Source organism: Pseudomonas allii, from assembly GCF_055380095.1.
In genome coordinates this window covers 5,927,899-5,944,371 of the sequence record NZ_AP039450.1, presented here as the reverse complement: position 1 = coordinate 5,944,371, position 16,473 = coordinate 5,927,899, and the positions used below count along the sequence as shown (strand labels likewise).

16 protein-coding genes are annotated in these 16,473 nt (G+C 61.6%); 15 read left to right on the top strand and 1 reads right to left on the bottom strand.

What is annotated here, in order from left to right:
- Positions 1–72: 72 nt before the first annotated feature.
- The 14 genes from ACZ445_RS27340 (at position 73) to ACZ445_RS27275 (ending at position 15,136) form a co-directional block, all read left to right on the top strand.
- Positions 73–2,067 carry a PAS domain-containing sensor histidine kinase gene (locus tag ACZ445_RS27340; RefSeq protein WP_179029732.1) on the top strand — a complete coding sequence of 665 codons (1,995 nt, stop codon included), beginning with the start codon at positions 73–75 and terminating at the stop codon, positions 2,065–2,067.
- Positions 2,068–2,085: 18 nt separating this feature from the next.
- On the top strand, positions 2,086–2,715 hold the full coding sequence (locus ACZ445_RS27335) for a response regulator (RefSeq protein WP_179029733.1): 630 nt from the start codon (positions 2,086–2,088) through the stop codon (positions 2,713–2,715).
- A 225-nt stretch (positions 2,716–2,940) separates the two neighbouring features.
- Positions 2,941–4,053, top strand: coding sequence for an ABC transporter ATP-binding protein (locus tag ACZ445_RS27330; RefSeq protein ID WP_058424775.1), 1,113 nt, complete (start codon positions 2,941–2,943; stop codon positions 4,051–4,053).
- Positions 4,054–4,097: 44 nt separating this feature from the next.
- On the top strand, positions 4,098–5,138 hold the full coding sequence (locus ACZ445_RS27325) for an ABC transporter substrate-binding protein (RefSeq protein ID WP_071490226.1): 1,041 nt from the start codon (positions 4,098–4,100) through the stop codon (positions 5,136–5,138).
- Positions 5,139–5,269: 131 nt separating this feature from the next.
- On the top strand, positions 5,270–6,517 hold the full coding sequence (locus ACZ445_RS27320; RefSeq protein WP_464707777.1) for an ABC transporter permease: 1,248 nt from the start codon (positions 5,270–5,272) through the stop codon (positions 6,515–6,517).
- A 12-nt stretch (positions 6,518–6,529) separates the two neighbouring features.
- Complete coding sequence (locus ACZ445_RS27315) at positions 6,530–7,354, top strand: ABC transporter permease (RefSeq protein WP_058424778.1); 825 nt, start codon at positions 6,530–6,532, stop codon at positions 7,352–7,354.
- A gap of 155 nt (positions 7,355–7,509) precedes the next feature.
- Entirely contained in the window at positions 7,510–8,658 is a 1,149-nt protein-coding gene (locus ACZ445_RS27310) for an iron-containing alcohol dehydrogenase (RefSeq protein ID WP_179029317.1), read from the top strand.
- Positions 8,659–8,742: 84 nt separating this feature from the next.
- Entirely contained in the window at positions 8,743–9,417 is a 675-nt protein-coding gene (rpe, locus tag ACZ445_RS27305) for a ribulose-phosphate 3-epimerase (protein ID WP_464707776.1), read from the top strand.
- Entirely contained in the window at positions 9,414–10,232 is an 819-nt protein-coding gene (locus tag ACZ445_RS27300; protein WP_058424781.1) for a phosphoglycolate phosphatase, read from the top strand. The genes rpe and ACZ445_RS27300 overlap by 4 nt, the downstream gene beginning before the upstream one ends.
- Before the next feature lie 70 nt (positions 10,233–10,302).
- Complete coding sequence (gene trpE, locus ACZ445_RS27295; protein ID WP_025857058.1) at positions 10,303–11,784, top strand: anthranilate synthase component I; 1,482 nt, start codon at positions 10,303–10,305, stop codon at positions 11,782–11,784.
- 10 nt (positions 11,785–11,794) lie between these two features.
- Positions 11,795–12,388 carry an aminodeoxychorismate/anthranilate synthase component II gene (locus ACZ445_RS27290; RefSeq protein ID WP_058424783.1) on the top strand — a complete coding sequence of 198 codons (594 nt, stop codon included), beginning with the start codon at positions 11,795–11,797 and terminating at the stop codon, positions 12,386–12,388.
- A 9-nt stretch (positions 12,389–12,397) separates the two neighbouring features.
- Complete coding sequence (gene trpD / locus ACZ445_RS27285; protein WP_010206948.1) at positions 12,398–13,447, top strand: anthranilate phosphoribosyltransferase; 1,050 nt, start codon at positions 12,398–12,400, stop codon at positions 13,445–13,447.
- Positions 13,444–14,280 (top strand): indole-3-glycerol phosphate synthase TrpC, encoded by an 837-nt coding sequence (gene trpC, locus ACZ445_RS27280; RefSeq protein WP_179029318.1) that lies wholly within the window; start codon positions 13,444–13,446, stop codon positions 14,278–14,280. The genes trpD and trpC overlap by 4 nt, the downstream gene beginning before the upstream one ends.
- A 160-nt stretch (positions 14,281–14,440) precedes the next feature.
- Positions 14,441–15,136 carry a lipoate--protein ligase family protein gene (locus ACZ445_RS27275; RefSeq protein WP_179029319.1) on the top strand — a complete coding sequence of 232 codons (696 nt, stop codon included), beginning with the start codon at positions 14,441–14,443 and terminating at the stop codon, positions 15,134–15,136.
- On the opposite strand, the gene crp is transcribed toward ACZ445_RS27275, so the two are convergent.
- Complete coding sequence (crp, locus tag ACZ445_RS27270; RefSeq protein WP_058424786.1) at positions 15,133–15,777, bottom strand: cAMP-activated global transcriptional regulator CRP; 645 nt, start codon at positions 15,775–15,777, stop codon at positions 15,133–15,135. The two genes, ACZ445_RS27275 and crp, sit on opposite strands and share 4 nt — an antisense overlap.
- Positions 15,778–16,023: 246 nt before the next feature.
- Between crp and ACZ445_RS27265 the strand changes: the two genes are divergently transcribed.
- Positions 16,024–16,446, top strand: a complete 423-nt coding sequence (locus ACZ445_RS27265; protein WP_005792019.1) for an OsmC family protein — start codon at positions 16,024–16,026, stop codon at positions 16,444–16,446.
- Positions 16,447–16,473 lie beyond the last annotated feature (27 nt).

Sequence of the window (16,473 nt, the reverse complement as noted above, 5' to 3'; positions counted from 1 at the left end):
ATTCCCGGCCAGAAGTGATTCCGGCAGCCTAATGGGTTGGTCAGTATTTGTCAGTGATGTGAGACGTCAATCATGGGTTTTCGCTGTCTGCTGGTTATCGGCTGTTGGTGCCTTGCCTTGATGGCCAATGCCGCCACTGCGCCCGCCACGCCCCAGGCGCAGCTCAATGCGCAGCAACGCGAGTGGCTGGCCCAGCACCCGGAGCTGCGGGTGGGCCTGGTGTTGCAGGCGCCCTACGCGCAATACGACCGGCGTTTGCAACGGCTGTCCGGGGCGAACGTCGAGTTGATGCAGTGGTTGGCCAAGGCGCTGAACATCGAGCTGACCTGGCGCAACTTCCCCAGCCAGGAGCAACTGGAAGCCGCCGTGCGCGAGGGCGAGGTGGACATCGCCCCCGGCCTGCAACAAACCCCGGCCGGTTTACGCCTGTGGTTGTTCACCGACCCTTATATGCGCGTGCCGCAGCACATTGTCGGCATCCGCGAGGGCGGCGGCGCGGTGGAGCTGGAGAAACTCGATGAGCAATCCCGCGTTGCCGTGCGCATGCCCAGCGCCGTGGCGGACTACCTGCGCAGCACCTATCCCGGCCTCAACCTGCAAGGTGTGCCGATGGAGCGCCAGGCCTTGCAGTTACTGGTGAGCCAGCAGGCGCGCTACGCGGTGGTGGACGAGGCGCAATTGAGTCGCTTGTCCGGCGAGGCGGAGTTCGCCGGGTTGGCGGTGGTGGGGGATATCGGCCTGCCACAGTTGCTGCGGGTGGCCACACGCCGGGAATGGCCGGAGCTGGCCGGCATCATGGAAAGCGCTTTGCGCGCCATCCCCGCACGCGACCTGGACCAATTGCATAGCCGCTGGCTGCAACCCAAGTACCCACGCCTCACGGAAACCCCGGGCCTGTGGCAAAACCTCAGCCTGTTGCTGGGCCTGTTTTTGCTTGCCAGCCTGGCTGTCGTGTTCTGGCAGCGCCGCCAGCAACGGGTGCTCGAACATGGCCTACTGGCCGCCCGTGAAGAAAGCGCCGCCCGCGCCGCCGGGGCCGAAGCCTTGCGGCTGACGCAGTTTTCCATCGATCAGAGCACCGTGGGCATCTTGTGGGTCAACTGGGACAGTCATGTGCGCTACGCCAACCGCGCCGCTGAAAGCATGCTCGGCTACGGCCCCGGTGCACTGATCGAGCGGCCGTTGGCTGACCTGGACCCGAGCCTGGACATGGACCGCTGGCTCAACCTGTGGAAACGCGCGCGAGCCAGCGAAGACGGTCCGCAGAACTTTGCCACCGATTGCCGGCGTGCCGATGGCAGCATCCTGCCGACCAACGTGTCCTTGAGTTTTCTGCGGTTTGCCGAGGCCGAATACCTGGTGGTCTACCTCAACGACGTCACCGAGTTGCGCCGGACGTTGGCCGCGTTGCTGCAAAGTGAAGCGCAGTTGCGCGAACTGTCCGCCCACCTGGAAACCGTGCGCGAAGAAGAAAAGGCCCGTATCGCCCGTGAAGTGCACGACGAACTCGGGCAGATGCTCACGGTGCTCAAGCTCGAAACCTCGATGTGCGAGCTGGCCTATGCGCAACTCGACCCCGGTTTGCACGAGCGCTTGAACAGTATGAAGCGCCTGATCGCCCAGTTATTCCAATTGGTACGCGATGTGGCGACGGCGCTGCGCCCGCCGATCCTGGATGCTGGCATTGCCTCGGCCATCGAATGGCAGGCGCGACGTTTTGAGGCGCGCACACAAATCCCTTGTCTGGTCCAGGTGCCGGATAATCTTCCGACCCTGAGCGATGCCAAGGCCATCGGCCTGTTCCGTATCCTGCAGGAGGCGCTGACCAATGTGATGCGCCATGCCCAGGCGCATACTGTCGAACTGACCCTGGCAGTGGAAGGCACGCATCTGCGGCTGACCATCAGTGATGATGGCGTCGGTTTCGTCCAGGCCCAAGGCCGTCCGGTATCGTTCGGCCTGGTAGGCATGCGCGAGCGAGTGCTGATCATGGGCGGGCAATTAAGCCTGGACAGCGAGTTGGGGGAGGGCACCACCCTGAGCGTCACGGTGCCGTTGGATGCATAACACCAAGAGGAAACCCCTGTGATCCGTGTACTGGTAGCCGAAGACCACACCATTGTTCGTGAAGGCATCAAGCAATTGATCGGCCTGGCCAAGGACCTGCTGGTGGTCGGTGAGGCGAGCAATGGCGAGCAATTGCTGGAGACCTTGCGCCACGTGTCCTGCGAGGTGGTGCTGCTGGACATCTCGATGCCCGGCGTCAACGGCCTGGAAGCGATTGCGCGCATCCGTGCGCTGAACAATCCGCCGGCGATCCTGGTGCTGTCGATGCACGACGAAGCGCAAATGGCCGCGCGTGCCTTGAAGGTCGGCGCAGCGGGGTATGCCACCAAGGACAGTGACCCGGCGCTGTTGCTCACGGCGATTCGCAAGGTGGCGGCTGGCGGGCGCTATATCGACCCGGACCTGGCCGACCGCATGGTCTTCGAAGTCGGCCTCACCGACACCCGGCCGTTGCATTCGCTGCTTTCCGAGCGCGAGTTCTCGGTGTTCGAGCGCCTGGCCCAGGGTGCCAACGTCAACGATATCGCCCAGCAGTTGGCGCTGAGCAGCAAGACCATCAGCACCCATAAGGCGCGCTTGATGCAAAAGCTCAATATCACCTCGCTGGCCGAGTTGGTGAAGTACGCCATGGAACACAAGCTGCTCTAACCACATACCTGATAACGACACCGCGAAAAACCCGCCAAGCCCATTCTTGCCGCTTGCCGCTCACCCCTTGGCGCGGCACCGTTCCGTGCGCGCCATCCCTGTAGGGCAATCCCTACCCCCAACCTTCCATCCGGCTGATGCAATTCTCTCCTGGCCCCCGATTTCCGGGGTCTCGCGCCTGGACTACGCTTGTTCCACAGCAGTCCAAAACAAAAAGGTGCGGGTATGAGCGAGGTGGATTCAAATGATGTGCTGGTCAGCTTTCGTGGCGTGCAGAAGAGCTACGACGGCGAGAACCTGATCGTCAAAGACCTCAACCTGGAGATTCGCAAGGGCGAGTTCCTCACCCTGCTCGGGCCTTCCGGTTCGGGCAAGACCACCAGCCTGATGATGCTTGCCGGCTTCGAGACGCCGACCGCCGGGGAAATCCAGCTGGCCGGGCGGTCCATCAACAACGTGCCACCGCACAAGCGCGACATCGGCATGGTGTTCCAGAACTACGCCTTGTTCCCGCACATGACCGTTGCCGAGAACCTGGCGTTCCCCCTGTCGGTGCGGGGCTTGAGCAAGACCGACATCAGCGAGCGGGTCAAGCGTGTGCTGAGCATGGTCCAGCTCGATGCCTTCGCCCAGCGCTACCCGGCGCAACTCTCTGGCGGCCAGCAACAGCGCGTGGCGCTGGCTCGTGCGCTGGTGTTCGAACCGCAATTGGTGTTGATGGACGAACCCCTCGGCGCCCTCGACAAGCAACTGCGCGAACACATGCAGATGGAAATCAAGCACCTGCACCAGCGTCTCGGTGTGACCGTGGTGTATGTGACCCATGACCAGGGCGAGGCGCTGACCATGTCCGACCGCGTGGCGGTGTTCCACCAGGGCGAGATCCAACAGATCGCCGCGCCGCGCACCTTGTACGAAGAGCCGAAGAATACCTTCGTCGCCAACTTCATCGGTGAGAACAACCGCCTCAATGGTCGCCTGCACAGCCACACCGGCGAGCGCTGCGTAGTGGAGCTGGCGCGGGGCGAGAAGGTCGAGGCACTGGCGGTGAATGTCGGCCAGGTCGGCGGCCCGGTGACCCTGTCGGTGCGCCCGGAGCGCGTCAGCCTCAATGGTTCCAGCGAGAGCTGCGTCAACCGTTTCTCGGGGCGGGTGGCGGAATTCATCTACCTGGGCGACCACGTGCGCGTGCGCCTGGAAGTTTGCGGCAAGACCGATTTTTTTGTGAAACAACCGATTGCCGAGCTGGACCCAGCCCTGGCGGTCGGCGACGTGGTACCGATTGGCTGGCAAGTCGAGCACGTTCGCGCACTCGACCCACTTCTAGAGGCGAATTGATCGCCCCCCTGGCTTCACCAACCCTGCACGTGGAGAGAACAACAATGTTGAGATCCCTTAAGTATTCGGCGCTGGCCATTGGCTTGATCGGCGCAACCCAGGCCATGGCAGGCCCGGACCTGACAGTCGTGTCCTTCGGTGGCGCGAACAAGGCGGCCCAGGTCAAGGCGTTCTACGCACCGTGGGAAAGCGCGGGCAATGGCAAGATCGTCGCCGGCGAGTACAACGGTGAAATGGCCAAGGTGAAAGCCATGGTCGACACCAAAAGCGTGTCCTGGGACCTGGTGGAAGTGGAATCGCCGGAGCTTTCCCGTGGCTGCGACGAAGACATGTTCGAGCCGCTGGACCCGAAACTGTTCGGCAACACCGCCGACTACGTGAAGGGCGCGATCCAGCCATGCGGCGTGGGCTTCTTCGTGTGGTCGACGGTGCTCGCCTACAACGCCGACAAACTTACTTCCGCCCCCACCAGCTGGGCGGATTTCTGGGACACCAAGAAATTCCCGGGCAAGCGCGGCCTGCGTAAAGGCGCCAAGTACACCCTGGAATTCGCCTTGATGGCCGACGGCGTGGCGCCGAAAGACGTGTACAAAGTGCTGGCTGGCAAGGATGGCCAGGACCGTGCGTTCAAGAAACTCGATGAACTCAAGCCGTCGATCCAGTGGTGGGAGGCCGGCGCACAGCCGCCGCAGTACCTTGCTTCCGGTGATGTCGTGATGAGCTCGGCCTACAACGGTCGCATCGCCGCCGTACAGAAAGAAAGCAACCTCAAAGTGGTGTGGAACGGCGGCATCTACGACTTCGACGCTTGGGCCATCCCTAAAGGCCTGGCCAAGGACCGTGCCGAAGCGGCGAAGAAATTCATCGCCTTCTCGGTACAGCCTCAGCAACAGAAGACCTACTCGGAAAACATCGCCTATGGCCCGGCCAACACCCAAGCAGTGCCGTTGCTGGCCAAGGACATCCTCAAGGACATGCCGACCACCCCGGAAAACATCGCCAACCAGGTGCAGATCGATGTGAGCTTCTGGGCGGATAACGGCGAGCAACTGGAGCAGCGCTTCAATTCCTGGGCGGCCAAGTAACCCATGTGGGAGGGGGCTTGCCCCCGATAGCGGAGTGTCAGTCAGCCTATCTATCAACTGATACACCGCCATCGGGGGCAAGCCCCCTCCCACAGGGGATCTGTATTTATCTTTAAGATTCGGAGTCAGCCATGGCCATCGCCGTTCCCTCGAACGAGGTCAACAGCCCCACCCTCAAGCAGCGCCTGGCGCGTGCCGAGCGGCTCAATCGCTGGAAGGCCCAGGCCTTGATTGCGCCGCTGGTGCTGTTCTTGCTGCTGGTGTTCCTGGTGCCGATCATTGCGTTGCTGTTCAAGAGCGTCGGCAACCCGGAAGTGGTGGGTGGCTTGCCGCGTACCGTGGTCGCGGTGACGGCCTGGGACGGCCGTGGCTTGCCGGGTGAACCGGTGTACCAGGCCCTCAGCGAGGACCTGGGCGAAGCGCGCAAAAACCAGACCCTGGGCGATCTGTCCAAGCGCTTGAACATGGAACTGGCCGGCTACCGCAGCCTGCTGACCAAAACCGCGCGGGCGCTGCCGTTCAGTGAAGCGCCCGGCTCTTATAAAGAAGCGTTGGAAAACCTCGATGAACGCTGGGGCGACCCGGCGTACTGGCAGGCGATCCGGCGCAACACCAGCAGCCTGACACCGTTTTATCTGCTGGCGGCCGTCGATCACCGCATCGATGACCTTGGTGAAGTGGCCCCGGCCACACCCGACCAGGCGATCTACCTGGACATCTTCGCCCGCACCTTCTGGATGGGCCTGGTGATCACCGCTATCTGCCTGCTGCTGGCCTATCCGCTGGCCTACCTGTTGGCCAACCTGCCGGCGCGCAAAAGCAACCTGTTGATGATCTTGGTGCTGCTGCCGTTCTGGACCTCAATCCTTGTACGGGTGGCGGCGTGGATTGTGTTGCTGCAGTCCGGCGGCCTGATCAACAGCGCCTTGATGAGCATGGGCCTGATCGATAAACCCTTGGAACTGGTGTTCAACCGCACCGGGGTCTACATCTCGATGGTGCACATTCTGCTGCCGTTCATGATCCTGCCGATCTACAGCGTGATGAAGGGCATCTCGCCCACCTACATGCGTGCGGCCATTTCCCTGGGTTGCCACCCATTCACCAGTTTCTGGCGCGTGTACTTCCCGCAGACCTACGCCGGTGTCGGCGCCGGTTGCCTGCTGGTGTTCATCCTGGCGATTGGTTACTACATCACCCCGGCCCTGCTGGGCAGCCCGAACGACCAGATGGTCAGCTACTTCGTGGCGTTCTACACCAACACCAGTATCAACTGGGGCATGGCGACGGCACTGGGCGGCTTGCTGCTGCTGGCCACCGTGGTCCTGTACCTGATCTACAACCGGCTGGTGGGCGCCAGCCGCCTGCGCCTGAGCTGAGGAGAACTTGCGATGCTGAGCCCTTACATGTCGCCCGTTGAACGGGTCTGGTTCTACAGCTTGCGGATCCTCTGCGGCTTGATCCTGTTGTTCTTGATCCTGCCGGTGCTGGTGATCATCCCGCTGTCGTTCAACAGCGGCAGCTTTCTGGTGTATCCGCTGCAAGGCTTTTCGCTGCACTGGTACCAGGACTTCTTCGCCTCGGCCGAGTGGATGCGTGCATTGAAGAACAGCATCATCGTCGCCCCGGCGGCCACGGTGCTGGCCATGGTGTTTGGCACCCTGGCAGCCATCGGGCTGACCCGTGGCAACTTCCCCGGCAAGGCGCTGGTGATGGCGCTGGTGATTTCACCGATGGTGGTGCCGGTAGTGATCATTGGCGTGGCCAGTTATCTGTTCTTTGCACCGTTGGGCCTGGGCAACAGCTTCCTCTCGTTGATCGTGGTGCATGCGGTGCTGGGTGTGCCGTTTGTGATCATCACGGTGTCCGCCACTCTGCAGGGGTTCAACCACAACCTGGTGCGGGCGGCCGCCAGCCTCGGTGCTTCGCCGTTGACGGCGTTTCGTCGGGTGACCTTGCCGTTGATTGCGCCGGGGGTAATTTCCGGGGCGCTGTTTGCGTTCGCGACGTCGTTCGATGAAGTGGTGGTGACGCTGTTCCTCGCCGGCCCTGAGCAGGCGACCTTGCCGCGCCAGATGTTCAGCGGCATCCGCGAGAACCTCAGCCCGACGATTGCGGCGGCAGCGACCCTGTTGATTGCCTTCTCGGTGCTGCTGTTGCTGACCCTGGAATGGCTGCGTGGGCGTAGCGAGAAACTGCGTACGGCGGCAGTCTAACGGCCTGCTGGAGATTCAAGTGTGGGAGGGGGCAAGCCCCCTCCCACATGGTTTTGTGTCGTGTTGGAAATCACCATTCAGCCTCTGAATGCTAGGCAACCCAAGTTTCCGAGCTACTCTTGTGCCAGCCCATTTCTTAATAAGAGGCCGCGCACATGAGTACTTCCTCATTCAAGATCGCCCACAAACTGCTCACCGGCGCTGGCGCCATCGAACAACTGGCCTTTGAGCTCACACGCCTGGATGTGGACAACCCGCTGATCGTCACCGACGCCGCGCTGGTCAAATCCGGCACCGTGGCGCTGGCCCTCGAACACCTGGGCGAACGTGCCTACGAGATTTTCGACCGCGTACTGCCCGACCCGGAAATCGCCATCGTCGAAGATTGCATGCGCGCTTACCGCGAAGGCGGGCATGACGGCCTGATCGGCGTGGGCGGTGGCAGCGCCATCGATATCGCCAAAAGTGTTGCCGCCTACGCCGGTTACCACGGTGCGCTGGCGGACCTCTTTGGCGTCGACCAGGTGCCGCGCAAGGGCCCGCCGTTGATCGCCATCCCGACCACGGCCGGCACGGGTTCGGAGGTGACCAATGTGGCGATCCTCTCCGACAAGGCCGCGCAACTCAAAAAGGGCATTGTCAGCGATTACCTGCTGCCGGACGTTGCGCTGATCAGCCCGCAAATGACCCTGACCTGCCCGCGCAGCGTTACTGCCGCCAGTGGCGTGGATGCGCTGGTGCATGCCATCGAGTCCTACCTGTCGCTGAATGCCTCGCCGATCACGGATGCGCTGGCCATCGGCGCGATCAAACTGATTGCCAAGGCGCTGCCCAAGGCCTACGCCAACCCGGCCAACCTGCAGGCCCGCGACGACATGGCCACCGCCAGCCTGATGGCCGGCATGGCGTTCGGGAATGCCGGGGTCGGTGCGGTGCATGCGTTGGCGTACCCCCTCGGTGGGCGTTTCAATATCGCCCATGGCGTGAGTAATGCGCTGCTGCTGCCCTATGTGATGCACTGGAACAAGTTGGCCTGTGTCGAACGCATGCAGGATATCGCCCAGGCCATGGGCGTGAATGTCAGCGGGTTGAGCGTCAACGACGCGGCCGACCAGGCCGTGGACGCGATGACGCGACTGTGTGCCGCCGTCGAGATCCCGGCAGGCCTGCGCAGTTTCGGCGTGCCCGAGGACGCGATCCCGGCCATGGCGGTTGAGGCGGCGGGGATTGAGCGATTGATGCGCAACAATCCGCGCAAGCTCAGCGCCGCCGATATCGAGAAAATCTACCGGGCGGCTTACTAGCCGTTGAGCCAGGTCACGGTGCGCGCGGCAAAGCATGAGGTATACAATGCGCGCCATCGTGATTTAGCTCAAAAAAGGTGCGTCATGCAGCCCTTCGTTATTGCTCCATCGATTCTCTCCGCCGATTTCGCCCGCCTGGGTGAGGAAGTGGACAAGGTGTTGGCCGCCGGTGCCGACTTCGTGCACTTCGATGTCATGGACAACCACTACGTGCCCAACCTGACCATCGGCCCAATGGTGTGTGCGGCGCTGCGCAAATACGGCATCACTGCGCCAATCGATGCGCACCTGATGGTCAGCCCGGTGGATCGCATCATCGGTGACTTCGTGGAAGCCGGCGCGACCTACATCACCTTCCACCCGGAAGCCTCGCTGCACGTCGACCGCACCCTGCAACTGATCCGCGAAGGCGGCTGCAAGGCGGGCCTGGTGTTCAACCCGGCCACGCCGTTGAGTGTGCTTGAGTACGTGATGTACAAGGTCGACATGGTCCTGCTGATGAGCGTCAACCCAGGCTTTGGCGGCCAGAAGTTCATCCCGGGCACCCTGAACAAGCTGCGTGAAGCCCGCGCGCTGATTGATGCTTCCGGCCGCGATATCCGCCTGGAGATCGACGGCGGGGTCAACGTCAACAACATCCGTGAAATCGCAGCGGCCGGTGCCGACACCTTCGTGGCCGGCTCGGCGATCTTCAATGCGCCGGACTACCAGGAAGTCATCGACAAGATGCGTGCCGAACTGGCGCTGGCGCGTCCATGAGCGGCTTTGAGCGGCTGTTCCCCGGCAGACTGCCACGGCTGGTGATGTTCGATCTGGACGGTACCTTGATCGACTCGGTGCCCGACCTGGCGGCGGCGGTGGACGAGATGCTGCTCAAGCTGGGGCGCAAGCCCGCCGGGATCGAGTCGGTGCGCGAGTGGGTCGGCAACGGCGCGCAGATGCTGGTGCGCCGGGCCTTGGCCAACCATATCGATGCCGAAGGTGTCGATGAGGTCGAGGCTGAACACGCCCTGGAACTGTTCAACGCTGCCTATGAAGACGGCCACGAACTGACCGTGGTCTACCCCGGCGTACGTGACACCCTCAAATGGCTGAGCAAGCAGGGCGTGGAAATGGCCCTGATCACCAACAAGCCGGAGCGCTTTGTCGCGCCGCTGCTGGACCAGATGAAAATCGGCCGCTATTTCCGCTGGATCATCGGTGGCGACACCCTGCCGCAGAAAAAACCTGACCCGGCAGCGCTGTTTTTCGTGATGAAAATGGCCAATATCCCGGCTTCGCAGTCGTTGTTTGTCGGCGATTCGCGCAGTGATGTGCAGGCGGCGAAGGCCGCAGGCGTGCAGTGTGTGGCCCTCAGCTACGGCTATAACCATGGGCGGCCGATCGCCGAAGAGTCGCCGGCAATGGTCATTGATGACCTGCGCCTGTTAATCCCCGGTTGCTTGGGAGCGGGCGCTGAGATAACGTTGCCCGACACCGATCCGTCCCCTTCTGGAAATTCCATCGTGGTGGTCACTCGCAAACTCTGGATGAAAGTCATCAAGGCCCTGGCCCGCTGGCGTTGGCGCGCCTGACTGATCCTGGCCGCACCCTGCGGCACGTTTGCATACCTGACTGTTAGACCCTCAAGCCACGAGGCATATCATGACCCGCGAAGAATTCCTGCGTTTGGCCGCTGCCGGCTACAACCGCATTCCCCTGGCCTGCGAAACCCTGGCCGACTTCGACACGCCGCTGTCGATCTACCTGAAACTGGCCGATGAGCCTAACTCCTACCTGCTCGAGTCAGTACAGGGCGGCGAGAAGTGGGGGCGTTACTCGATCATCGGCCTGCCGTGCCGCACGGTGCTGCGGGTACATGACCATCATGTGAGCATTACCCATGATGGCGTCGAGATCGAAAGCCATGATGTCGAAGACCCGTTGGCGTTCGTCGAAGCCTTCAAGGCGCGCTACAACGTGCCGACCATCGCGGGCCTGCCGCGCTTCAACGGCGGCCTGGTGGGTTATTTCGGTTATGACTGCGTGCGTTATGTGGAAAAACGTTTGGGCAAGTGCCCGAATCCGGACCCGCTGGGCGTGCCGGACATCCTGCTGATGGTCTCCGATGCGGTGGTGGTGTTCGACAACCTCGCCGGCAAGATGCACGCAATCGTGCTGGCCGACCCGTCCCAGGCCGATGCGTTCGAGCAAGGCCGGGCCAGCCTCGAAGCCCTGCTGGAAAAACTGCGTCAGCCGATCACTCCGCGTCGCGGCCTGGACCTCAGTCGTCCGCCGGCGGCCGACCCGGTGTTCCGCTCCAGCTTTACCCAGGATGACTACGAACGAGCGGTCGATACCATCAAGGAATACATCCTTGCCGGTGACTGCATGCAGGTGGTGCCGTCGCAGCGCATGTCCATCGACTTCAAGGCTGCGCCGATCGATCTGTACCGCGCATTGCGCTGCTTCAACCCCACGCCGTACATGTACTTCTTCAACTTTGGTGACTTCCACGTGGTGGGCAGTTCGCCGGAAGTGTTGGTGCGTGTCGAAGACAACCTGATCACCGTGCGCCCGATCGCCGGCACCCGCCCACGGGGTGCGACCGAAGAAGCCGATTTGGCGCTGGAAGAAGACCTGTTGAGCGACGACAAGGAAATCGCCGAGCACCTGATGCTCATCGACCTGGGGCGTAACGACACTGGGCGGGTCTCGGAAATCGGTTCGGTGAAGCTCACCGAGAAGATGGTGATCGAACGTTATTCCAACGTGATGCACATTGTGTCCAACGTCACCGGCGAGCTGAAAGCCGGCTTGACTGCAATGGACGCACTGCGCGCAATTTTGCCGGCGGGCACCTTGTCGGGCGCGCCGAAGATTCGCGCGATGGAAATCATCGACGAGCTGGAGCCGGTCAAGCGCGGCGTCTACGGCGGCGCCGTGGGTTATTTCGCCTGGAACGGCAACATGGACACGGCGATTGCGATCCGCACGGCCGTGATCAAGGACGGGGAGCTGCACGTGCAAGCCGGTGGCGGGATTGTCGCCGACTCCGTGCCGGCCCTCGAATGGGAAGAAACCCTGAACAAGCGCCGCGCGATGTTCCGCGCCGTTGCGCTGGCTGAACAGACCCCCAATTCCTGAGGTTTCCCCCATGTTGCTGATGATTGATAACTACGACTCCTTTACCTACAACGTTGTGCAGTACCTGGGCGAGTTGGGTGCCGAGGTCAAGGTGGTGCGCAACGACGAACTGACCGTGGCCGAGATCGCTGCCCTGAACCCGGAGCGCATCGTGGTTTCGCCAGGCCCGTGCACGCCGACCGAGGCGGGTATTTCCCTGGAAGCGATCCAGTATTTCGCGGGTAAGCTGCCGATCCTGGGCGTATGCCTGGGCCACCAGTCCATCGGCCAGGCCTTTGGCGGTGACGTGGTGCGTGCGCGCCAGGTGATGCACGGCAAGACCAGCCCGGTGTTCCATAAGAACGTGGGCGTGTTTCACGGCCTTAACCTGCCGGTGACGGTGACTCGCTACCACTCGCTGGTGGTCAAGCGCGAAACCCTGCCGGACTGCCTGGAACTGACCGCCTGGACCCAGTTGGAAGACGGCTCGGTCGACGAGATCATGGGCCTGCGCCACAAGACACTGAACATCGAAGGGGTGCAATTTCACCCCGAATCGATCCTGACCGAGCAGGGCTACGAGCTGTTCGCCAACTTTCTCAAGCAGAGCGGCGGCACGCGCTAAGGACTTTCCATGGATATCAAGACTGCCCTGAGCCGTATCGTCGGCCACCTGGACCTGAGCACCGCTGAAATGAGCGATGTGATGCGCGAGATCATGACCGGTCAATGCACCGACGCGCAGATCGGCGCGTTCATGATGGCCATGCGCATGAAGAGCGAGAGCATCGACGAAATCGTCGGCGCCGTGTCGGTGATGCGCGAGCTGGCGGACAAGGTCGAGCTCAAGACCCTCGACGGTGTCGTCGATGTGGTCGGCACCGGCGGTGACGGTGCGAACATCTTCAACGTGTCGACGGCGTCTTCTTTTGTCGTCGCAGCGGCGGGCTGCACCGTGGCCAAGCATGGTAACCGTGCGGTCTCCGGCAAGAGCGGCAGTGCCGACTTGCTGGAAGCGGCGGGCATCTATCTGAACCTGACCCCGGTACAAGTGGCACGCTGCATCGACAGCGTCGGCATTGGCTTCATGTTTGCCCAGTCCCACCATGGTGCGATGAAGCACGCCGCCGGCCCGCGCAAGGACCTCGGCCTGCGTACCCTGTTCAACATGCTCGGCCCGCTTACGAATCCGGCCGGTGTGAAACACCAGGTGGTGGGCGTGTTCAGCCAGGCGCTGTGCCGACCATTGGCTGAAGTGCTGCAACGCCTGGGCAGCAAGCATGTGCTGGTGGTGCATTCCAAGGACGGCCTGGACGAATTCAGCCTGGCGGCACCGACCTTCGTGGCGGAGCTGAAGAATGACCAGGTCACCGAATACTGGGTCGAACCGGAAGACTTGGGCATGAAGAGCCAGAGCCTGCACGGCCTGGCGGTGGAAAGCCCGGCGGCTTCGCTGGAACTGATTCGTGATGCACTGGGCCGTCGCAAGACCGAGAACGGTCAGAAAGCCGCCGAGATGATTGTTTTGAATGCTGGCGCGGCACTTTATGCAGCCGACCACGCCTATAGTCTTAAGGAAGGTGTTGCTTTGGCCCACGATGCGCTGCACACCGGTCTGGCTCGTGAGAAGCTCGAAGAGCTGGGAGCATTCACCGCAGTATTCAAGATGGAGAATGAAGGATGAGTGTGCCGACCGTTCTGGAAAAGATCCTGGCCCGCAAGGCTGAAGAAGTCGCCGAGCGGCGTGCCCGCGTGAGCCTGGCCGAGTTGGAAGCCCAGGCAAAGCTCGCTGATGCGCCGCGCGGCTTCGCCAATGCGTTGATCGCCCAAGCCAAGCAGAAGCAACCAGCCGTGATCGCCGAGGTCAAGAAAGCCTCGCCGAGCAAAGGCGTGATCCGCGAACACTTTGTGCCATCGGAAATCGCCGTCAGCTATGAGAAGGGTGGGGCGACTTGCCTGTCCGTGTTGACCGATATCGACTACTTCCAGGGTTCCGACCTGTTCCTGCAGCAGGCTCGCGCCGCGTGCAAGTTGCCGGTGATCCGCAAGGACTTCATGGTCGACCCGTACCAGATCGTCGAAGCTCGCGCCCTGGGTGCCGACTGCGTGCTGCTGATCGTTTCCGCGCTGGATGACGTGAAGATGGCCGAGTTGGCTGCCGTAGCCAAAAGCGTCGGCCTCGACGTGCTGGTCGAAGTGCACGACGGTGATGAGTTGGAGCGCGCCCTGAAAACCCTCGACACACCGCTGGTCGGGGTCAACAACCGCAACCTGCACACCTTCGAAGTCAGCCTGGAAAACACCCTCGACCTGCTGCCGCGCATTCCGCGTGACCGTCTGGTTATCACCGAGAGCGGCATCGTCAACCGAGCTGATGTGGAGTTGATGGAGATCAGCGGCGTTTACTCGTTCCTGGTGGGCGAGACGTTCATGCGTGCCGAGAACCCTGGGGCTGAATTGCAGCGCCTGTTCTTCCCGGAGCGGGGCGTGGCGGTCAGCGGTTCGACATTAGACTGACTTGAACACGATCAAGATTTGAAATGCAGTCTAAATGTGGGAGCGGGCTTGCTCGCGAAGAAGGTGGGTCAGTCACTGAATATGTGTCTGATGTACCGTATTCGCGAGCAAGCCCGCTCCCACATGGGGTCTTGTGTTTATTCAGATAGGTAGGTGTTTGATGGTTAAGCCGGTGTCGATGACTGTTGAAGCGGGGTTGGCCACCGAGCAAGCCTTACTGGCTGCTGTTTGCGCAGGTGAGCGGGAGTATGGGTTGTTGTTCTGGCAACCCAGCGACCAGGCTTTGGTTATGCCGCGTCGGTTGAGCCGCTTGCCGGCCTTTGAAACCGCCAGCCGAGTCTCCGCCGACGCCGGTTGGCCGGTGCTGCTGCGTGAAACCGGCGGTGAGCCAGTGCCGCAGTCGAGTGCCACGGTCAACATCGCCCTGGTCTATGCCCCGCCGCGCAGTGAAGGCGACCAGAATCGTATCGAAACCGGTTACTTGCGGTTATGCCAACCGATCTGCGACTTGCTGATCGAGTTAGGTGGCGATGCGTCTGTCGGCGAGATCAACGGCGCATTTTGCGATGGTCGCTACAACGTCAATCTCAATGGCCGAAAAATGGTTGGCACTGCCCAGCGCTGGCGTCAAAGCGGGGGACGCCCGGTGGGCCTGGTGCACGGTGCACTGTTGCTGGAAAACGATCGCGAAGAGCTGATCGCGGCGGTCAACCGCTTCAATCAGGCCTGCGGTCTCGACCAGCGGGTGCGTGCCGAGAGCCATATCGCCCTGCACGAAGCCTTCCCAGCGCCGGATGCGATCAGCCGGCTCGACACGTTGTACCGTCAAACGTTGGCCAGCTTCCTGCCGGATTAACGGGTCCCGAACACCACCATCGTTTTGCCTTTGACGTGCACCAGGTTGCGTTCTTCCAGGTCCTTGAGCACGCGACCGACCATCTCTCGCGAACAGCCGACAATACGCCCGATCTCCTGGCGCGTGACCTTGATCTGCATGCCATCGGGGTGTGTCATGGCGTCGGGTTGCTTGCACAGGTCAAGCAGGCAGCGGGCAACTCGCCCGGTGACGTCGAAAAATGCCAGGTCACCGACCTTGCGCGTGGTATCGCGCAGGCGTTGCGCAATCTGGCCGCTGAGGACGTAAAGGATGTCCGGGTCGTGCTGGGCCAGTTCGCGGAACTTGGCGTAGCTGATCTCGGCCACTTCGCACTCGACCTTGGCCCGCACCCAGGCGCTGCGTTCCTGCTCCTTGCCGGCTTGTTCGAACAGCCCCAGTTCCCCAAAAAAATCCCCGGTGTTCAGGTAGGCGATGATCATTTCGCGGCCGTCTTCATCTTCGATCAGGATGGTGACCGAGCCTTTGATGATGAAGAACAGTGTTTCGGAACGTTCGCCGGCGCAGATGATGTTGTGCTTGGCCGGGTAGCGGCGGCGCTGGCAATGCATCAACAGCTTGTCGAGATTCTTGATCTTGGGTGTGGGAGTAAGAGCAACCATGGTTGTATCCCGAAAAGACTGCGCTAAATAGTTTGAGTTGTTGTATTCATCGGTATCGGCATCGATACACGCGGCATAAGGGGTGGCATTACGCCATCGATTTGGCGTCAGCTTAACAGACACATTCTGACTCGATTAGCCAATTTTCCGCGCAACCCCTGTAATTGATCGCTTTTGTTGGAAACGCAGACGCGCGCAGGCGCTGTGCTAAGCTGGCGACCCTTTTTTAGCAGTGGAGTCTGGGCGATGAAGGCACGCATCCAATGGGCGGGCGAAGCCATGTTCCTCGGTGAGTCGGGCAGTGGCCATGTGGTGGTCATGGACGGCCCGCCGGAAGCCGGTGGCCGCAACCTGGGCGTTCGCCCGATGGAAATGCTCCTGCTTGGTGTGGGCGGTTGCAGCAATTTCGACGTGGTCAGCATCCTGAAGAAGTCACGCCAGGCGGTGGAAAGCTGCGAAGCCTTTCTGGAAGCCGAGCGTGCCACTGAAGATCCCAAGGTGTTCACCAAGATCCACATGCATTTCGTGGTGAAGGGCCGGGCGCTGAAAGAGGCGCAGGTGAAGCGCGCTATCGAGCTGTCGGCCGAGAAGTACTGCTCGGCATCGATCATGCTGGGCGCAGCTGGTGTGGCCATTACCCATGATTACGAAATCATCGAACTGGGTTGATCGCTCAATCGACGGGCAAAAATAAAG

Coding starts and splice junctions, on each gene's coding strand:
- ACZ445_RS27300 (WP_058424781.1), top strand. CDS start 9,414: ATGAGCGGCTTTGAGCGGCTGTTCCCCGGCAGACTGCCACGGCTGGTG.
- ACZ445_RS27330 (WP_058424775.1), top strand. CDS start 2,941: ATGAGCGAGGTGGATTCAAATGATGTGCTGGTCAGCTTTCGTGGCGTG.
- ACZ445_RS27340 (WP_179029732.1), top strand. CDS start 73: ATGGGTTTTCGCTGTCTGCTGGTTATCGGCTGTTGGTGCCTTGCCTTG.
- trpE (WP_025857058.1), top strand. CDS start 10,303: ATGACCCGCGAAGAATTCCTGCGTTTGGCCGCTGCCGGCTACAACCGC.
- ACZ445_RS27325 (WP_071490226.1), top strand. CDS start 4,098: ATGTTGAGATCCCTTAAGTATTCGGCGCTGGCCATTGGCTTGATCGGC.
- ACZ445_RS27320 (WP_464707777.1), top strand. CDS start 5,270: ATGGCCATCGCCGTTCCCTCGAACGAGGTCAACAGCCCCACCCTCAAG.
- ACZ445_RS27275 (WP_179029319.1), top strand. CDS start 14,441: ATGGTTAAGCCGGTGTCGATGACTGTTGAAGCGGGGTTGGCCACCGAG.
- trpC (WP_179029318.1), top strand. CDS start 13,444: ATGAGTGTGCCGACCGTTCTGGAAAAGATCCTGGCCCGCAAGGCTGAA.
- ACZ445_RS27310 (WP_179029317.1), top strand. CDS start 7,510: ATGAGTACTTCCTCATTCAAGATCGCCCACAAACTGCTCACCGGCGCT.
- crp (WP_058424786.1), bottom strand. CDS start 15,777: ATGGTTGCTCTTACTCCCACACCCAAGATCAAGAATCTCGACAAGCTG.
- ACZ445_RS27265 (WP_005792019.1), top strand. CDS start 16,024: ATGAAGGCACGCATCCAATGGGCGGGCGAAGCCATGTTCCTCGGTGAG.
- ACZ445_RS27315 (WP_058424778.1), top strand. CDS start 6,530: ATGCTGAGCCCTTACATGTCGCCCGTTGAACGGGTCTGGTTCTACAGC.
- trpD (WP_010206948.1), top strand. CDS start 12,398: ATGGATATCAAGACTGCCCTGAGCCGTATCGTCGGCCACCTGGACCTG.
- ACZ445_RS27290 (WP_058424783.1), top strand. CDS start 11,795: ATGTTGCTGATGATTGATAACTACGACTCCTTTACCTACAACGTTGTG.
- rpe (WP_464707776.1), top strand. CDS start 8,743: ATGCAGCCCTTCGTTATTGCTCCATCGATTCTCTCCGCCGATTTCGCC.